We start from the raw sequence: 15,796 nt of genomic DNA, 5'->3' as shown, positions 1-15,796 counted from the left end.
CTCACCGCCGCGCCCGGCGCGCGGCGCGACGCTCGAAGACCCGCATCAAAGTCTGGAGGGGCTCGGTGTCGGTCGACATCTCGTGGCCGTCGACGTCGGCGGACGTGCACCAGCGAACGAAGGCCTGGCGGCGATCCTCGGCACGGGCCGCATAATCAAGGCGACGACGGTGCCGATGAGCGTCGACGGTGAGGCGGCCGTCTCGCTCGGCGTCGCCCAACCCGAGCAGGCCGAGATCGGGGAGATTTCGCTCCAACGGGTCGACGATCCGGATCGCAACCACATCGTGTCTTCGGCTGGCCTGTCGCCAGAGCCCAAGACTTTCGTCGGCGGGGAAATCGCTCAGGACGACGATCATCGCACGCCGAGAGGCCCGGCGGAGATGAGGAAGTGCGACCGCCAGCCGGGTCTTCCGCGAGGTCGTCGGCGTGGCCACCAGAGCGCGGACGACCCGCGAGAGGTGGCGGCCTCCACCGCCGGCGGGGATCTCCGTCTCGATCCGGTCGCTGACGATCAGCAGGCCGACGCGATCACCGTTATGGACGGCGGCCGTGGCCAGGAGCGCGGCGGCCTGCGCGGCACGGTCGGCCTTGGTCTGGGCCTCCCGTCCGAACCGCATGCTGGCCGAGGCGTCAACCACGAGCCAGAGGACGAAGGAACGCTCCTCGACGTACCGCCTGACGAACGGCCGCCCCTGTCTCGCCGTAACGTTCCAATCGAGGTGGCGGACGTCGTCGCCCGGCTCGTAGGCTCGAATCTCAGCGAAGGTCAGTCCCTCCCCGGGCCTCGCCCCGTGATAGGCACCGGCGAGTTGCAGGACGCTTTCGGGACGGACCCGGAAGCGCAGGCGTCGCGCCCGACGGACGATCGCCGCGGCGTCGATCGTTCGAGGCTCGACGGGTTCGAGCGCTGCGCGACGGCGGAACGGCCAGATCATCGGCTCAAACCTCGGCGAAGCTCGCCCGGCGCTGGGGTTCGACGACAGGAGGGGCGGTCGGTCGGAACGCGTCGAACGACAGGCGGATCGTCACCTCCCATCGGCCGGACTCGTCGCCGACGACGTGCCAATGCGGAATGACGGCCGACGATTGGTAGACTCCCTCGAATCCCCCTTCGCTCTGACTGACCGTTTCGATGGGGAAACACCAGACGCCCCCCGGTCGCGACCAGCTCAGGCCGACGGCCAGGTCGAGCCATTCGTCGGTCAGGCTGAGCCCCTCCATGTGAGGGCGGTCGACGCGAGAATCAAGCGTCCCCAGGCGTTCTCCCGATGGGGTCGAATAATAGCGGTCGTCGGCGCGGCCGGCCATGCCGGCGAGGTTCATCTCAACCGCGAAATGCAGGCAGGCGTCGGCGGGGATCTCCTCGATCTCGTACTTAACGTCGAGCGTCGGAGATCCGGCGACGGCTTCGATGGTCTTCCTGACCTTGATCGGCCTGCCGTCAGCGAGTCCCGGTCGTTCCATGACCAGGGCAACCTTCCCGTCCTCGCGGCGAACACGGGCCAGGTAAGCTCCTGCCACAAAGTCGCCGCGTTCGAGGGCTCGGCAGGCGGCGAGGTCGTCGAGCGTCGCGTCGAGAGGGTAGAAATGGTCGACGAGAGCCTTACGGGGATGATCGTCGTAGATCAGTAGGTCGTCGAGGTCGTCCTGCTTGAGTACCACCTTGTCCTCGACGCCCGCCCGGTCGGCGTCGTGCTCGGCCGACCCTCGGGCGCGGATGACGTCGAGAATCGTCTGATGGTAGGCTTCCGGCCGCCGTTCGAGCGTCCCCAGCACATTGACGCCCGCCTTGCGGACGTCCAGCTCGTAGATGTGCCCCCCCTGCGCGGGGCGGATGAAGGCGATGAGGCGGTCGTTCTCGATCCGGGCTTCCTGGCGGGCGTCCAGATTGAAGTCGCCGACTTCCAGCGAGACCCTCGGGCCGGTCTTCCCCTCGGCCTCGTCGAGCGCGTCGTGACAGGCGATGAGGGCCTGGTAGATCGCGCCTCGGAGGTGCGGGAGATAGAGCCCGCCGAACGCACCGTGCCAGTAGGGGCAGTTGCACTGACCGCGATACAACTCGCGACGAGCGGCCTCGATGTAGTCGGGGTCCACGTCGGGACGCGCGGCGACCTCGGCGAGCCGCCGCGACAGGCCGAGCATTCGCGCGTACATCTCGTCGCTTTCGGGATAGCGGGCCTTGAAGTTCCGCCAGAAGCCCCCTGCGCGGAGGAAGGGCTTCAGATCGGTCGCGCGATCGTGCTGGCGGACCATCCGAGCGGCCTGGTCGTAGGCGGCCTTCTGGTCAGGTTGGAGCGCCCACTCGGTCATCTCGCGATAGGAGGCGTCCGAGATGTACACCTTCCCGAGCGGCAGCGTCGCGTCGACGGTCCTCCCCAGAGTGGTGGACGACAGCCAATCCCGGTTGCCGACGATCATGTCGCAGAACCGGGTCATCCAGCCGCGAGTGTAAACGTGGTTATACGTCTCGGGCCATGAGCCGAATTTCTCGCCGTCATCGGCGAAGACGACCGTCGCGCCCGGCTTCCGAGACGCGACGCCGCGGAGGAACTCATACGTCGCGTGCGGCTCCTGAAACGGGATCGTGTATCGGAGAGTCTCCGAGCCCGGGAAGATCTTCAGCAGCCGGCCCTCGTCTTCGGTCAGGTAGAAACCGAAGAGGTCGTCCCCTGCGACGCCGGCCCGCTCGAAGTGGAAGTCATCCAGGACGGTGTACTCGATCCCCGCCTCGGCGACCGCCGACACCATGTGCTGTTCCCAGACGCGCTCCGGCGTCCACATCCCCCGGACCTTCGCGCCGAAGACCTCCTCAAGATATGAGGAGTAAGTCCGGATCTGCCCCACGCGGTCGACTTGGGGGATCATCGTCATGATCGGCTCGAAATAGCCGCCGCCGAGGATTTCGACGCGGCCGGCCTCGACCATCGCCTTCACCCTCGCGACGTAGTCGGGCTTCTGATCGACGAGCCATTCCAGCAGCGGGCCGGAGGTATGAAGGCAGAAGGCGATCTCAGGATAGCGTTCCAGAACCTCCAGGAAGGGGAGGTAGCTATCGCGGTAGGCAGACTCAAAAACCGCTTCGAAGTTCCCCACGGGCTGGTGATTGTGCAGCGCGAGGATCAGGCGCAGATTCGACATGCGGGTGCCTCGGGGAGTGAAGCTTTGTCGGTCGCAGAAGGGTTGCCGGACAAGGCCTTGCGAATGGAGGGGCGCCCGGGAAGGTGTCGAAGGGGCTGGGCGACACGGCCGGCGGAGAGGTCCATCGCGCGTCTCGGGGAGCCACGGATCAGCGTCGATCCACTGGCAGCCAGTAGACCTACGACCTAACGGGCTGAGGCCTTCCCTCGGTCGACTCACTCCGCACGCTGGTGCCCGGGCGGAGCGTCGCCGCCTCGACTTCGCGCAGGAAGGCCGCCGCTTGCTCGGGAGGGACCGGGTTGATGTAAAACCCCGTCCCCCACTCGAAGCCGGCGACCTTGGTCAATCGGGGGATCACCTCGATATGCCAATGATAATGCGGCAGCCCGGCATGGTCAAAGGGAGCGGTGTGAACGATGTAGTTGTAAGCCGGCGAGTCGAGGGCCAGTTCCAGCTTGACGAGGACCTCGTGCAACACGCGAGAGAGGTCGTCGACGGCTGGGCCCGGGATGTTCTCGAAATGGCTCTCGTGCACCTTCGGGACGATCCAGGTCTCGAACGGGAAACGGCTGGCGTAGGGGCAAAACGCGGTGAAGTACGGGGTGTCCAGCACGACCCTTTTCTCGACGGCCGTCTCTTGCTGGACCATGTCGCAGTAGATGCACCGGCCGCGGTAGTTGTAGAACTCGAGAGCCCCTGTCATCTCCTCCCAGACCGAGATCGGCACGATTGGCGTGGCGATGAGCTGGCTGTGGGTGTGCTCCAGGCTCGCCCCGGCGTTCTCGCCGACGTTCTTGAAGAGCATCCCATGAACGAGCCGGCCGTCGCGCTTCAGGTCGACCAGACGGTCGCGATAGACCCAGAGGACCTCGCGAACCTCGTTCGGCGCCAGATCAGAGGTCGAGACGTGATGCCGAGGGCTCTCGATGATGACCTCGTGCGCGCCGATCCCCGCCATCCGGTCGTAGATTCCATCGCCGCGCTTCTCCAGTTCCCCCTCGATCTGGAGAGCGGGGAAGCGGTTGGGGACGACGCGAACGCGCCAGCCAGGGCCGTTGGGACGGCTCCCGGGATCGCGGTAGGCGAGGATTTCCGGCGGTGTCATCCCCTCTTGCCCCTCGCAGAAGGGGCAAACCTGGGACCGGGGATGCGTCGCCCCCGCCGCCTTGAAATCGTACGGCCTGCGAGCCCGCTCGTGCGCGATGATGACCCAGCGGCCGACGATCGGGTCCTTCCGAAGCTCGGGCATCGGTCCCTCCTCCTTCGCTCAGGTTAGACTTGCCACAGGATCCTCTCGAAATCCGGCGACGGGGTGGTCAGTTCGAAGACCCCCTCGCGCGGGGCGCGGTCCAGGCTGGACTCGCCCTTCAGCAGTTCGACGTAGAACCGGATCGGATCGCCCGGCTTCAGCTCCAGGCGGTCGAAGGGAACGGCCATCTCGAAGATGACGCCCGAAGCCGCCGCGACCGTCGTGCCGTTGATCGAGGGCCTTCCCGCGTGGTTCAGGTAGCCGACGGGACGCTCCATCGAAGGCTGAACGATGACGACCTCACGTTCCGAGGGGTCGACGAAGCCGATGCGCAGACGGTCGATTTCAGCCAGGCGTTCCCAGGCTGGGCCCCCTTCGGTGTCGACGCGCACCAGGAGCCGCTCGGCGTCAAACCCGAACCAGACGACGTGCATCAGCCCCTTGGTGACGAGCGTCATCGTGCCGCGGTCGTTGCCGCAAACGTATCTCACCCCGTCGATCCACTCGAAGTAGGTCGCGCGACCGTCGATCTTGACGTTCAGGAAGCTTCGGGGCTGGTCGTTGACCGGCCTCGGGCTGCCGGCCCGAGAGATTGGAGTGAACAGCGAGCCCGGCGGGTCGCAGCCGAGGAAGGCGTAGACGTTCCGGAGGTGCTTGCGGAAGAGGTGGTCGAAGAGGGCGTCCTGGGCGCACGAGTGGTCGTCGCCATACCACCAGAACCAGTCGGAGCCCTCGGCGATGTAGATCTCCTCCCACGCCCGGGCCAGTTGAGTCGCGTCGTGGCGACCGGACTCCTGCTCGCGAACGAGAAACGAGCGGGTCTCGTGAAGGGCGTCCCAGCCGGCGTTGTCCTCGGAGTGGCCGACCCAGATGGCGAAGTTGTGGCTGATCCAGCTTCCGGCGAAGAGTCGATGCAAGGTGTCGCCGGGCGGATGTTCGCGGAGATGCTCGCCGACAGTGACCGGCTTGATCCTCGGGTCGCGGACCGCGGCATGGTAGAGCGACCGGAGGAACGAGACGCCGCCGTCCGGGAAATACTCCCAGCAGTTCTCGCCGTCCAGCACGACCGGGACCACCGTCGAAGCGTTGCCCTGGCAGGCGTCGCCTATGGCGTGCAGCTTGGCGAGGAAGTCCCCCGCGGCGGCCGGCCCGGGGCTGCGCTGATAGTGGAATCCGACCTGATCCGACATCGAGTGGTCGCGAAAAACGATCCCGAGTTGGGAATCCCCTTCGCGAACGTTCCAGCCCCGGTAGAGCAGGTCCGGCCGACGGACATGGCCCCGGCCGTCGCGGCCGACGAGCCCCCCGGTCGAACATCCGAGGATCTCTTCATCGGTCGCGATCCATTCGATCCCATGACGAGCGAGCAGGGGAATCAACGCCTGACAGACTGAGCCCTCGCTGGGCCACATTCCCTTCGGCGGTGCTCCGAACCGTCGTTCATGGCTCTCCACGGCCCTGCGGACGTGGACCTCGGCGTCTTCGGGGTAGCCCTCGCGGTAGGCAGGCAGCGGAACGTCGGGCATCGCCTCACGCGCCAGCTTCTTGTCGAGGAGCAGGGGGAGGATCGGGTGGTAGTAGGGCGTCGTCGTGAGTTCGACCTGCCCGCGCTCGGCGAGTTTCCGGTGCAACGGGACGACCTGGCCGATCAACTCGCGTTGGCGATCGAGCAGCCAGTGTTTGTCCTCCTCGGAGTAGTCGCGCCCGCGGTCGCGGAAGGCGGCTAACTCGGCATCCTTCTCGAAAAGAAGCGGGTGGAACCAGGCAAGGTTGGACCAGACCTGAAGGTCGCGGAGATCTCGCGGGCGGAACCGCGTCCGGGCTTGCTCGCCGCTCAGGCACCACGACGAGCGCATCATGTACAGCTCGTGATAGCGCGCGTGTGGCCGAATCATGGCATCCTCGAACGCCATGAAGAAATTGTCGAGCAGGTAGTAGAGGTCGTCCCGCTCAAGACCATCCACGGGCATCCGGGAGACGCTCAAATGGCGGTCGGTGGCGCCGTCGACGTAGGCCTCAAGCTGCTGGAGCAAGCTCGGAACGAGGTTGATCGTGCAGCGAAATTCAGGGACTTCCTCCAGATGGAGGGCCATCCCGAGATAGTCCTTGACTGCGTGCAGCCGGACCCAGGGCATTGGGTTTTCACCCGTGGCATCGTCCGGGTAGTACGGCTGATGCTGATGCCACATCAAGGCCAGAGCGACCTGCGACATTCCGCATTCCCTCGCGCATGGCACCCCGGTCCGTCCCTGGCCTGCGCCGGGGGTACCCATTTAGGCTCGGAATGCCAGTCGAAGGACTTGAAGCGATCTGGCCGGCTCAAGAAAGGACGGGATGAGGCGTGAGACTCTGGGCAAGGTGCGGCCGACGCCGTCGTTGGACTTCCTGATACAGTTCCACGTATTTGCCTGCGCTGCGGTGCCACGTCCAGTCTTCAGACATCCCCGCGCGGACGAGGTTTCGCCAGACTTCCTGATCGCGCCAGGTGTTCAGAACGCGATCGAGAGTACGCCACAGGGCGGCTGGGGTTGATTCGCGAAAGGCGAAACCCGTCGCGCGGCCTTCGGCCAGCGTCTTCGGCGTGAGGTCGACCACCGTGTCAACGAGCCCCCCCGTGGCGTGCACCACAGGGACCGTGCCGTGGGCGAGGCTGTAAAGCTGGTTCAGTCCGCAGGGCTCGAACAGACTGGGCATGAGGAAGACGTCCGCCCCCGCCTCGATCTGATGGGCGAGGACGTCCGAGAAGCCCAGGTAAGCCCAGACTTTTCCGGGATGCCGCTCGTGGAGCGATCGAAGGAGATCGTGATATCGGGGATCGCCCGTCCCGAGTACGACGAGTTGGACGTCCTGATTGAGGAACCCTTCGGCAACCTGGGCCAGCAAATCCCAGCCTTTTTGGTCGACGAGTCGGCCGATCTGAGCGAACAGCGGCACCTCTGGACGAACAGGGAGACCGGCATGAGCCTGTAGCCACGCCTTGCATGCGGTCTTGCCCTCGACGACGGAGTTCACGTCGTAGCGGGCGGCGAGCATCGTTTCGTGCATCGGGCACCAGATCTTCTCGTCGATGCCATTGACGATGCCGCGGAGATCAGCCGAACGCTCGCGAAGCAGCCCATCGAGCCCTGCACCTTGCTGCTGAGTCTGGATTTCGCGGGCGTAGGTCGGGCTCACCGTGGTCAGCAGGTCGGCGAAAACCAGGCCGGCCTTCATGAAGCTCAACTTGCCGTGGAACTCCAGAGCATGGTGGCTGAATAGCCCCCAATCCAGTCCCGTGATCGGCATATCCCAGTGCCAGAAGAGCCCCTGATAGGCCAGATTGTGGATCGTTAGAAGCGTGCCGACGTCCACCAGGCCGGATCGGTTCTTGTAGAGCGTCTGCAGGTAGACGGGGATCAGGCCGGTCTGCCAGTCGTTGCAGTGGATCACGTCCGGCTTGAGCCCTAACGCGACCACCGCCTCAAGCACGGCCCGTTGAAAGAAGACGAACCGCTCGCAGTTGTCCTCGAAATCGTGGCCCGGATGTCCGTACAGACCTTCACGATCGAAGTAGTGAGGGTGATCGATGAGATAAACGGGGACGTCCGAGTCCGGAAGGCGACTCTCGTGGACATGCCCGAGCAACGTCGTGGAACCCACCGGGACCTTGAGGGTGATTCCCGTTCCGACGATGTCCTGTCCGGCCTCCCACACCTTTCGGTAGCAGGGGATGAAGAGGGAGGCCTTGTGTCCGAGTTCCGCCACGGCCCGGGGCAAGGCGCCGGCGACGTCGGCCAGGCCCCCCGTTTTGGCGAACGGGACGCCCTCCGAGGCGACGAAAACGATATTCACGACGGGCCGTTCCTCGGAAATGCTCGGCCTGCCCCGCGTCGACCGCGACGGCGGGGCGGGAGGATGAGGCCGGAGCCGCCTTCAGCGGCGATCGGGTCGATCGCTCTACTGTAGAGCAGGCGCGGAGTCGTCACAACCATTCATCGACCGAGCATACGAGGTCCTGAAGTCTTAGCCAAGGTCAGCGGCGACGTCCAGCCCCCGCCAGCGCCGGGCCGTCGGACTTGATGTTGCTCAAGATCCGAAGAGCTTCGGAATGACCCTGGTCGACCTGCTCGTCGCTCCACTGGACCATCCGGGCGGGAAAGTGGTTGTCCTTTCCCCAGTCGCTGACGAGCCGAAGGAGGTCGACGCCGAGTTTCTCGTCCCGCTCCTTGATCCAGGCGAAAAGAGCCTTGCCCGTCTTGGGGGGCGTGCCCACCACGACGACCGGCTCGGCAGTCTGTCGAGAGGGATGGGGCGCCTCGGCGACGTGAGGTTCGCCGCCATCGACGACCGGGGCGGCGACGAGGTTGGCGACGGCGGCCTGCTGCTGCTCACGCTGCTCGCGACGAGAGCGGATCAGAGCCTCGCGAATCGACTGCGGAACGCCGTCGCCGTACAGGTAGCGGGCCACGCCGAACTTGACGGCGGCCCTCTTGAAGGCGTCGGAGAAGCCGCTCTTCTCGTAGTCGCTGGTGTCGGCCGTGGTCGTGAAACCACCGGCGTCGCTCTTGGTCAGGGTCGTTCCATCCGGAAGCCGAAGCGTCAGCTTGCAGATGATGGCGTTCTCCATCGGGGTGTACTCGTCCCACCAGTTCGCGGGGCCGAGGACCTCGTCGAGACGATTCATCACCGTGCGAGCCGTCACGTACTGGAACTCGCGGCCCGCTTGGCTCCGGGTCCGCACCTCGTCGTTCGCGAACGGAGCGGCGAGCGCCGCGAAGAGGTCGATGTGCTGGGACATGGTTGATCCTGCTTTCCGGGTTCGGGAAGGGGATGACGGCTGAGCGCCCTTGTCCACTGAGCGGGCCTCGCGAGCGACGATCCCTCTCGGCTCCTTCGTCGTTTCCCACAGGACCATTGTATACTGGACATACGTACAGTCAATGGAGCAAACGAAAAAATTCGCCCGTCTCCGACGACCGGTAAAGTCGGCACAGACGGGCGAAGCTTATCAGGTGGCATGCTCGCAGTTCGTCAGCCCAGAGATCCGGACGTGACGGTGGGGAGCGCGGCCAGTTGGACGGGGTCCGCGGCGATCGCGGTGGGGGTCGGGGCGGCGAAGGCGGCGGAGACCCTCCACTCGTACCGCATCATCACCAGAGCCAAGAGGAGGCAGGCGATGATGACGGCGGCGAGGCCAATCCCCAGGAGGGCGACGTAGATGTCGCTCTTCGGGGCCTGGACGAGGACGCCGCGAGCCCGGGGGGTCGCCGTCGCGCGTGAGGCGCTCGACGCATTAGAGCCGGGGCGGGATCGTAGACGAGACAATGTCGCCCTCCTGCAGCTTCTTGCCTAGGTAGGTGTTGCCGATGACCTGGAGAACCGACTGGTTCGGGTCGACGGAGATGACCTTCGCCTTGCCGAGATACTCGGGCCGAGGCGACATACGCATGAGGTTCAGTTCGTGGCCAGGGACCAGGCCGTCGTTGGAGCCGATCGTCGCCTCCAGCTTTCGGTTGGTCGCGTCGACTCGCTTGATCTCGCCGACGACCGGCGGAGGGCTTTCCAGACCGGAAACCTGGGTGATGTCGTCGGGAAGACCGTTGGTCCGGAGTAGGGTCGAATACTTCGCCACCCGCTCCTTGAGGTCGGTGTTGTTCTTGGTCGCGGCCTCAAGCGCCCGCTCCATCTCGCGGATCTTGTCGTTCAGCTCGGCGACGTGGAGCTTGAACTCGTTCGCCTGCTTCTCGACTTCCGACTTCATCTCGCGAAGCTGCGTGGTCTCCTTGCGATTGGCTTCAGCCTCGTCGAGCGCCGTTTTGGCGTTCTGCTGAGCCGTCGCGACTTGGCCAGCCGCCGTGGTGATCTGCTGCTGGGCCGTGAGGTTCTGGGCCTCGACCGCCGCGATCTTGTCGTTGAGCTGCTTGGCGAGAGTCTCGTATTTGGCAGTCTCGCCCTCAAGATCCTTCTTCGCGGCCGCGACCTGGCTGTTCGCGTCATTGATCTTGCTGGTCAGCTCCGTAACCTTCTTCTTCTCCGCGTCCGCAGCGGCCTTCCAGTTCTTGGAAGTCGTGAAGACCACCGAAGAAATGGCCGCTAGCATCAGCGAGAAGGCCATGATCAGGAGGACGAGTATCTTTCCGACGGTAGTCATGGTCCCATCCTACCATTCAAAGTAAGACGGCCGGCCGACCACCCGCGCGACGTATCCGCCGTGCGTCGAGGACGGGATCGGGCTGGTCCGTGGTAATCCCTGGAGATATGGCGGGATTCCCCGACGACGCCGGGCCGTGGGGCGGGCTCCCTCAATTCGAATGTAACGCCGCGTCGCCCGGAACGACAAGGCCCGCTCACGTCGCAACGTGAGAAAGCCGCACGAGAAATCGACTTTCTCGCCCGCCGGCGCAACTTGACCAAAATCTACCCCACGACGGGAGGAAAGGCAAACGGCGCGGAATAGGGGAGCATCATTTGATCCTGGTCGAACCGGAAATCGAGTCGGTCGTCTCCGTCGACTCGCGTTGATCGCAGGGGCGGGATTCATGCGACGGCCCCCTCTCACAGCGCGGGTCGGCTCCGCTTTGGCTTCGATCGCCGCGAAGCATGGCCAGCCCCGCCATCGATAAGCTGTTGATTCAGAAGCATTTCCGTCACCGGGCCGTCGGCTTCGTTCGTCGCGTTTTTCGCGGCGGCGAGATCATCTCGCCTCCTCTCCACCCCGAAGAGGGCGGCTCGGAGGACCGGGTGAGGGTCGTCGGACTTCGGGGCGAGCGGTGCCGAAAACGGTCTTCCCCCCTCGCGGGGGAAGACAGACGCCGAGGGCGTCAGATGAGGGGGACGACCGGCGTCGGGCGCGTCCCCGGCCGTCGGCTCCGAATCCGCCGCCGATCTCCCCTCGTCCGGTCGCTGCGCGGCCACCTTCCCCCGCGAGGGAGAAAGGCCGTTTTGGTCCCGATCGAGCTTCGCCGCGTCCTTTCGCATCTTCGTCAGGATCTGGATCGCCCGGAACATCTCGCGCGACCGCGCCGACTGGTATCGCCGCAGCCGCTCGCCCGCCTCGTTGGCCAGGAACGAGGCCGCCTCGGCCCGCTCCAGGTCGTCGTCGCCCTCGGCCTCCTCCAGCTCGGCCAGGATGTCGTTCAACCGCGAAACCTCCCCCTCCACGACCGCCCGCAGCCGGGCCCGGGCCTCATCCTCGTCGGCCGGCCGGGGGGCGAGTTCGCGCCAGCGCCGATCCCTCTCGAAGGCCCCGCCGGAGGACGGGTCGCGGCGCATCGAGAACGCGTGGACGCGCTCCCAGAACTCGCCGCCGCCGCCTTCGTCGAGCACTTCCCAGGCCAGGAAGATCGCGTTCAAGGCCGGGTCGTCGACCGCATCCATCGGCCGCTTGCCCAGGAGGCGCACGAACCGGTGATTGTCGGGGTCGCCCCACGCCTCGCCCGAGTCGAGCAGCGCGACGGCCTCGCCCCAGCGGCCGAGCAGCCAGCGGACGCCCTCCGGCGACCCCTCCAGCTCCGCGACGATCCCCGCCGGCTCGCCGACCGTCAGGAGCAGCCTCCGCCCCAGCGCGTCGACCCCCTCCGCCCGCGACCCTGACATCGCCCTTCGCACGCGCCTGGATATCAACGCGGCTTCATACCGCTCCGCGCGTTCCAGCGCCCACGACGCCTTCGCCGCGCGCTCCACGAGCGCCCTCTCGATCGCGTTCCTCGGCCCCCAATCCGCGACCCAGAGGTTGATGCGGGCTTCCAGCTCCGCCGGATCCTCATGGGGCAAGACGCTCGGCGACTTCGACCGCAGCCCATGTTTGAGCGCGTTCATCCGGGCCCGCGCCTTGCCGGCCTCGGTCTTCGGCCCGGTGGACTTCTGCGCGTTCTCGCGGTTGGCGCGGATCTGGGCCTCGGTGGCGGGCATGATGAGAATCTCCTCGAAGGTCGCGGCGGGAAGGTCACCTACCGGGGACGATCCGCACGACGAGCGAGGCGATTCCAATTATCGAGACTTTTCCATCAGCCGGCCTGCCGAATAGTCCAATTGTGCCGGGTGCCAGGCCCGCACTTGTCGTGGGCATGCGATCGGCGACGGTCGCGCAACGGACCTCGCCGGTTCGTGGTCACGACCAAGCATCGCCCAGCCCACTTAGTTGGCCTTGAGATATAGGAAGACCCTTTTCCGACCCCCGGAATGACCCCTTTCCGACCCCCCTCAAGACGCGACAAGTCGTTCACGGCGAAGGCTTTGTGCACTATTTTCGTGGCATTCAGGAACGTCCCCTTTCCGAGCCCCTTTCCGAGCCCTTTAGGTGCCTGGCCAATGCCTGGTCGATTGGTCGGGTCGATTGGCCGATGATTGAGTTTTTTTAATAAACCCCTTGACGCCTTTGGTGATTCCAAAGTATAAGAAATTTCAGCGGAGGTGATGAAAATAAACACGGTTTAGGTGTTGGAAGTGACGGAGAAGGCCCATGCACGCCATCCACGATATGAAGACACTCTCCGTGGACGACTTCGCCAAGCAGGCAGAGTTGGCGGGACGGAGTCTGGTCGGTTGGATACGGTATGATGCGACGGCCTCGGACGTGATCTACTACGGCATCAGCCCCATCACCTGCCCGCAACACCCTGTCCCGAAAGGCTCCATCGAGACCTTGCAGGTCAGCGGTGAAGGAACCCCGTGCCACGGCAGCGGATCGGGCGAGCCGGTGGGAGTGATGTTCTACGCCCGGATCGTGCTCAAGCAGGACGCCCCCGGCGGGGGGCTGGCGAAGCTGGTAGTCTCGCTGGCTAACAAGCTATCCGAAAACCCCATTTCGGACCCTAGAAGTTCCGGAAAACAAGAGGGTTGCTGCTGTTCTCAGGTGGTTTCTAGTGCGGCCTTAGACACAGGCGAACAGCCGTCGGTCGTGGCCTCGGTTCGTCCCCTCAGCGTAGTTACTCAGCCAGGATATTACATAACGTACACCTACAAGCATACCGGAGCATTTCGGTACGATGGCCCGCATACATACCAACAGTGCATTGCTATTGTTGGCACTTATGATACCTCCAAATACTCATGGACGATCGACTACTTTCGTGCGGGCCAAATCATCCCCAACCCAACCTTTTGAAGCCCGAAACTGACCCAAGTCGAGAACGCCCCGCTCCCCTCTGACTGGATATTCCCATGCACACCGACCACGACCTGAAGACCCTTTCCGTGGACGACTTCGCCAAGCAGGCAGAGTTGGCGGGCCGGACCCTGTACGGTTTCATTCGGTACGATGCGGCCGTCCCGGACGTGATCTACTTCGGCCCCCTGACTAATCACACAACGTGCCCACAGCATCCCATCCCCAAAGGCTTGATTGAGTCCTTGCAAATAAACAACCCACATCAACCTCTCCCCTGCCACGGCGGCGGATCGGGCGAACCGATCGGAGTGATGTTTGAGGGCAACATAGTGCTCAAGCAGGACGCCCCCGGTGGAGGTCTGGCGAAGCTGGTGGTCTCGCTGGCTAATGCGATGAGGTCCGCTGGTGAACAACCGTCGCCCGAATTTACACAGCAGTACTGCATCACCATTAATTACAAAAATGGCACTCAATCAAATCCCTATCGTTACAATTCTCAGGCCGATGCGTTGAACGCCAAACGTGAATACGAGGGCTATTCGAACGTCGCATCTGTCTTCGGTCCTTTTCCGTGCTAGAGGAGCGGAAAAGGGGAGCGGAAAAGGGGGCACTGCTGAATGCCACGAAGATAGTGCACAAAACCTTCGGCGTGAACGACTTGTCGCGTCTTGAAGGCTGAGGGGGCCCGAGGGCATCCTGGCGGTTTCTCGAGGACGCACCGAGACGCCGCACGGAGCCCCCCCATGCCGACTCGCATCTTCACCATCCTCGGCCGCCTGCGCCAAGACGCCGCCGCCGCGATCTCGCCGAGGACGATCGAGGCGGCTTGCGAGAAGGCGGGATATCGTTGGAGGGCTCGCAAGCTCGGGCCCGTGGAGACGATCTCCCTGTTCCTCCTGCAGGTCTTGCTGAGGAACGCCTCGTGCCGGCATGTCGAGCGGCTCGGCGGTCAGGAGTTCAGCGACTCCGCCTACTGCCAGGCTCGACGTCGCATCCGCCTGGCGGTCTTTCTCGGGCTCGTCGAAGGGGTGGCCGCGGCCGTCCGGGCCGGCGAAAAGGGGCCGGCGAAAAGGGGTCGCTGCTAAATGTTTTGGGCCGGCGAAAAGGGCCGGCGAAAAGGGGCCGGCGAAAAGGGCCGGCGAAAAGGGGTCGCTGCTAAATGTTTTGGAAGATTAGGCAATTTGGAATATGGTGACATGGAACGTTTGAGATGTCCCGGCCGTCGACTATCCGGATTATGGCCTCTCGATTTAGAATCGGGAAGTGTCGGATCTGGGCAGTCGATGTCTGATGGAGTCGCCCATGCCCCGGATCTCCGTATTCTATGGCATCGCGATCTACATGTACTATCGTGACCACGCGCCGCCTCACTTTCACGCGATCTACGGGGATGACGAGGCGGTCGTGGCGATCGAGACGGCGGAGGTTCTGGACGGGAGGCTGCCTCGGCGGGCTCGGGCCCTCGTTCGCGAGTGGGTCGCGGCCCACCGCGACGAACTGACGCGGAATTGGGAGTTGGCTCGCACGGGTCAACCCTTGCCGACAATCGAGGGACTTGACTGAGCCCAGGAGTTGGACATGATCCTTCGCATTCGTGAAGCTCAGGTCTGTGGCCCCCATTCCCTGCGGCTGACCTTCAGCGATGGAGCAACGAAGCGGGTCGACGTCCGCCCGTTGCTCGTAGGCCCAATCTTCGAACCCCTTCGAGATCCCGCGTACTTCGCCCAAGCGACGCTGGACCCGACCTGCGGCACGGTCGTCTGGCCCAACGGCGCGGACTTCGCCCCCGAGGCCCTCCTCGAATTGAAGACCGAGACCAACTCCGAATCGGCGGCCTGACGGACGCTCCTGGCGCTTTCATGACCGCCCCGAATCAACGTTTCTGCCGCTTGAAGACGATGTAGTTGTCCATGTTCTCGTAGATGTCGAAGCCTTCCTTCCCGAGCAGGTTAAACTTCGCTTCGAGCGCGATGCACACGTCGCTTGCATCCTTATGCGAGTAGATGACTTCGTTGAGTGAGATCACCCGGTATTCCCAAGTGGGAGTGACCGCTAGCTTCGGCGCCTGAGCAGGGAGGAAGGTGGCGAACCCGGCAACCAGAACGAAGACGGCGAGGGCGAGCAGGGCGTTCCGACGCATGGCGGCACTCCAATGGCAAAAGGTCGCTAACCCACGTAATTCGCTTATCGTAGGCGATTATAGGGTTTGGAAGCCGAGTCGGGCGGGCCCGCCATTAGCCCTTAGGGTCGGTTCGATTCCGCCTCCCTCACTCCGACTGCCAGAGCGATGATTGGGACGACCGATCCCAGGATGAACTC

Annotated in this window: 15 protein-coding genes; 5 read left to right on the top strand and 10 right to left on the bottom strand. The window is 64.4% G+C overall.

All coding sequences use genetic code 11. From position 1 onward, the window contains the following. Nucleotide 1: 1 nt before the first annotated feature. The 9 genes from G5C50_RS02815 to G5C50_RS02775 all read right to left on the bottom strand — a co-directional run bounded on the left by G5C50_RS02815 (nucleotide 2) and on the right by G5C50_RS02775 (nucleotide 12,279). Nucleotides 2-937, bottom strand: a complete 936-nt coding sequence (locus G5C50_RS02815; protein WP_165064629.1) for a DUF58 domain-containing protein — start codon at nucleotides 935-937, stop codon at nucleotides 2-4. 4 nt (nucleotides 938-941) lie between these two features. Further along, entirely contained in the window at nucleotides 942-3,140 is a 2,199-nt protein-coding gene (locus G5C50_RS02810) for an alpha-amylase/4-alpha-glucanotransferase domain-containing protein (protein WP_165064627.1), read from the bottom strand. A gap of 178 nt (nucleotides 3,141-3,318) precedes the next feature. Continuing rightward, complete coding sequence (locus tag G5C50_RS02805) at nucleotides 3,319-4,389, bottom strand: galactose-1-phosphate uridylyltransferase (protein ID WP_165064624.1); 1,071 nt, start codon at nucleotides 4,387-4,389, stop codon at nucleotides 3,319-3,321. A gap of 23 nt (nucleotides 4,390-4,412) precedes the next feature. Further along, nucleotides 4,413-6,602: an alpha-amylase/alpha-mannosidase gene (locus G5C50_RS02800; RefSeq protein WP_165064621.1), complete on the bottom strand. Its 2,190-nt coding sequence runs from the start codon at nucleotides 6,600-6,602 to the stop codon at nucleotides 4,413-4,415. Nucleotides 6,603-6,708: 106 nt separating this feature from the next. Beyond that, a complete protein-coding gene (gene glgA / locus G5C50_RS02795; protein WP_165064618.1) occupies nucleotides 6,709-8,220 on the bottom strand; it encodes a glycogen synthase GlgA in 1,512 nt (503 codons plus the stop codon). 181 nt (nucleotides 8,221-8,401) lie between these two features. After that, nucleotides 8,402-9,166 (bottom strand): Rad52/Rad22 family DNA repair protein, encoded by a 765-nt coding sequence (locus G5C50_RS02790; protein WP_240906931.1) that lies wholly within the window; start codon nucleotides 9,164-9,166, stop codon nucleotides 8,402-8,404. 233 nt (nucleotides 9,167-9,399) lie between these two features. Then, a complete protein-coding gene (locus tag G5C50_RS02785; RefSeq protein WP_165064612.1) occupies nucleotides 9,400-9,693 on the bottom strand; it encodes a hypothetical protein in 294 nt (97 codons plus the stop codon). After that, entirely contained in the window at nucleotides 9,662-10,519 is an 858-nt protein-coding gene (locus G5C50_RS02780) for a coiled-coil domain-containing protein (protein WP_165064609.1), read from the bottom strand. The genes G5C50_RS02785 and G5C50_RS02780 overlap by 32 nt, the downstream gene beginning before the upstream one ends. 404 nt (nucleotides 10,520-10,923) lie before the next feature. Then, a complete protein-coding gene (locus G5C50_RS02775) occupies nucleotides 10,924-12,279 on the bottom strand; it encodes a hypothetical protein (protein WP_165064606.1) in 1,356 nt (451 codons plus the stop codon). A 550-nt stretch (nucleotides 12,280-12,829) separates the two neighbouring features. On the opposite strand from G5C50_RS02775, the gene G5C50_RS02770 reads away from it, so the two are divergent. The 5 genes from G5C50_RS02770 (at nucleotide 12,830) to G5C50_RS02750 (ending at nucleotide 15,316) form a co-directional block, all read left to right on the top strand. Next, nucleotides 12,830-13,474, top strand: a complete 645-nt coding sequence (locus tag G5C50_RS02770; protein WP_165064603.1) for a hypothetical protein — start codon at nucleotides 12,830-12,832, stop codon at nucleotides 13,472-13,474. Between the two features lie 56 nt (nucleotides 13,475-13,530). Continuing rightward, entirely contained in the window at nucleotides 13,531-14,055 is a 525-nt protein-coding gene (locus G5C50_RS02765) for a hypothetical protein (protein WP_165064600.1), read from the top strand. A 165-nt stretch (nucleotides 14,056-14,220) separates the two neighbouring features. Further along, nucleotides 14,221-14,562 carry a hypothetical protein gene (locus G5C50_RS02760; protein ID WP_165064598.1) on the top strand — a complete coding sequence of 114 codons (342 nt, stop codon included), beginning with the start codon at nucleotides 14,221-14,223 and terminating at the stop codon, nucleotides 14,560-14,562. A 217-nt stretch (nucleotides 14,563-14,779) separates the two neighbouring features. Further along, nucleotides 14,780-15,040: a DUF4160 domain-containing protein gene (locus tag G5C50_RS02755; protein ID WP_165064595.1), complete on the top strand. Its 261-nt coding sequence runs from the start codon at nucleotides 14,780-14,782 to the stop codon at nucleotides 15,038-15,040. A 15-nt stretch (nucleotides 15,041-15,055) separates the two neighbouring features. Then, complete coding sequence (locus tag G5C50_RS02750) at nucleotides 15,056-15,316, top strand: DUF2442 domain-containing protein (protein ID WP_165064592.1); 261 nt, start codon at nucleotides 15,056-15,058, stop codon at nucleotides 15,314-15,316. Between the two features lie 34 nt (nucleotides 15,317-15,350). Here G5C50_RS02750 and G5C50_RS02745 read toward each other — a convergent pair whose 3' ends face one another. Beyond that, on the bottom strand, nucleotides 15,351-15,617 hold the full coding sequence (locus G5C50_RS02745) for a hypothetical protein (protein ID WP_165064589.1): 267 nt from the start codon (nucleotides 15,615-15,617) through the stop codon (nucleotides 15,351-15,353). Nucleotides 15,618-15,796: the final 179 nt, after the last annotated feature.

Source organism: Paludisphaera rhizosphaerae, from assembly GCF_011065895.1.
GTDB lineage: Bacteria > Planctomycetota > Planctomycetia > Isosphaerales > Isosphaeraceae > Paludisphaera > Paludisphaera rhizosphaerae.
Note: the sequence above shows the minus strand (reverse complement) of the source record. Positions and strands in the feature narration are given on the sequence as shown.

Excerpts from the sequence above, each read along its gene's own strand:
- G5C50_RS02745 (WP_165064589.1), bottom strand. The coding sequence starts at position 15,617 with ATGCGTCGGAACGCCCTGCTCGCCCTCGCCGTCTTCGTTCTGGTTGCC.
- G5C50_RS02760 (WP_165064598.1), top strand. The coding sequence starts at position 14,221 with ATGCCGACTCGCATCTTCACCATCCTCGGCCGCCTGCGCCAAGACGCC.
- G5C50_RS02790 (WP_240906931.1), bottom strand. The coding sequence starts at position 9,166 with ATGTCCCAGCACATCGACCTCTTCGCGGCGCTCGCCGCTCCGTTCGCG.
- G5C50_RS02765 (WP_165064600.1), top strand. The coding sequence starts at position 13,531 with ATGCACACCGACCACGACCTGAAGACCCTTTCCGTGGACGACTTCGCC.
- G5C50_RS02755 (WP_165064595.1), top strand. The coding sequence starts at position 14,780 with ATGCCCCGGATCTCCGTATTCTATGGCATCGCGATCTACATGTACTAT.
- G5C50_RS02770 (WP_165064603.1), top strand. The coding sequence starts at position 12,830 with ATGCACGCCATCCACGATATGAAGACACTCTCCGTGGACGACTTCGCC.
- G5C50_RS02750 (WP_165064592.1), top strand. The coding sequence starts at position 15,056 with ATGATCCTTCGCATTCGTGAAGCTCAGGTCTGTGGCCCCCATTCCCTG.
- G5C50_RS02810 (WP_165064627.1), bottom strand. The coding sequence starts at position 3,140 with ATGTCGAATCTGCGCCTGATCCTCGCGCTGCACAATCACCAGCCCGTG.
- G5C50_RS02800 (WP_165064621.1), bottom strand. The coding sequence starts at position 6,602 with ATGTCGCAGGTCGCTCTGGCCTTGATGTGGCATCAGCATCAGCCGTAC.
- G5C50_RS02805 (WP_165064624.1), bottom strand. The coding sequence starts at position 4,389 with ATGCCCGAGCTTCGGAAGGACCCGATCGTCGGCCGCTGGGTCATCATC.
- G5C50_RS02815 (WP_165064629.1), bottom strand. The coding sequence starts at position 937 with ATGATCTGGCCGTTCCGCCGTCGCGCAGCGCTCGAACCCGTCGAGCCT.
- G5C50_RS02775 (WP_165064606.1), bottom strand. The coding sequence starts at position 12,279 with ATGCCCGCCACCGAGGCCCAGATCCGCGCCAACCGCGAGAACGCGCAG.
- G5C50_RS02780 (WP_165064609.1), bottom strand. The coding sequence starts at position 10,519 with ATGACTACCGTCGGAAAGATACTCGTCCTCCTGATCATGGCCTTCTCG.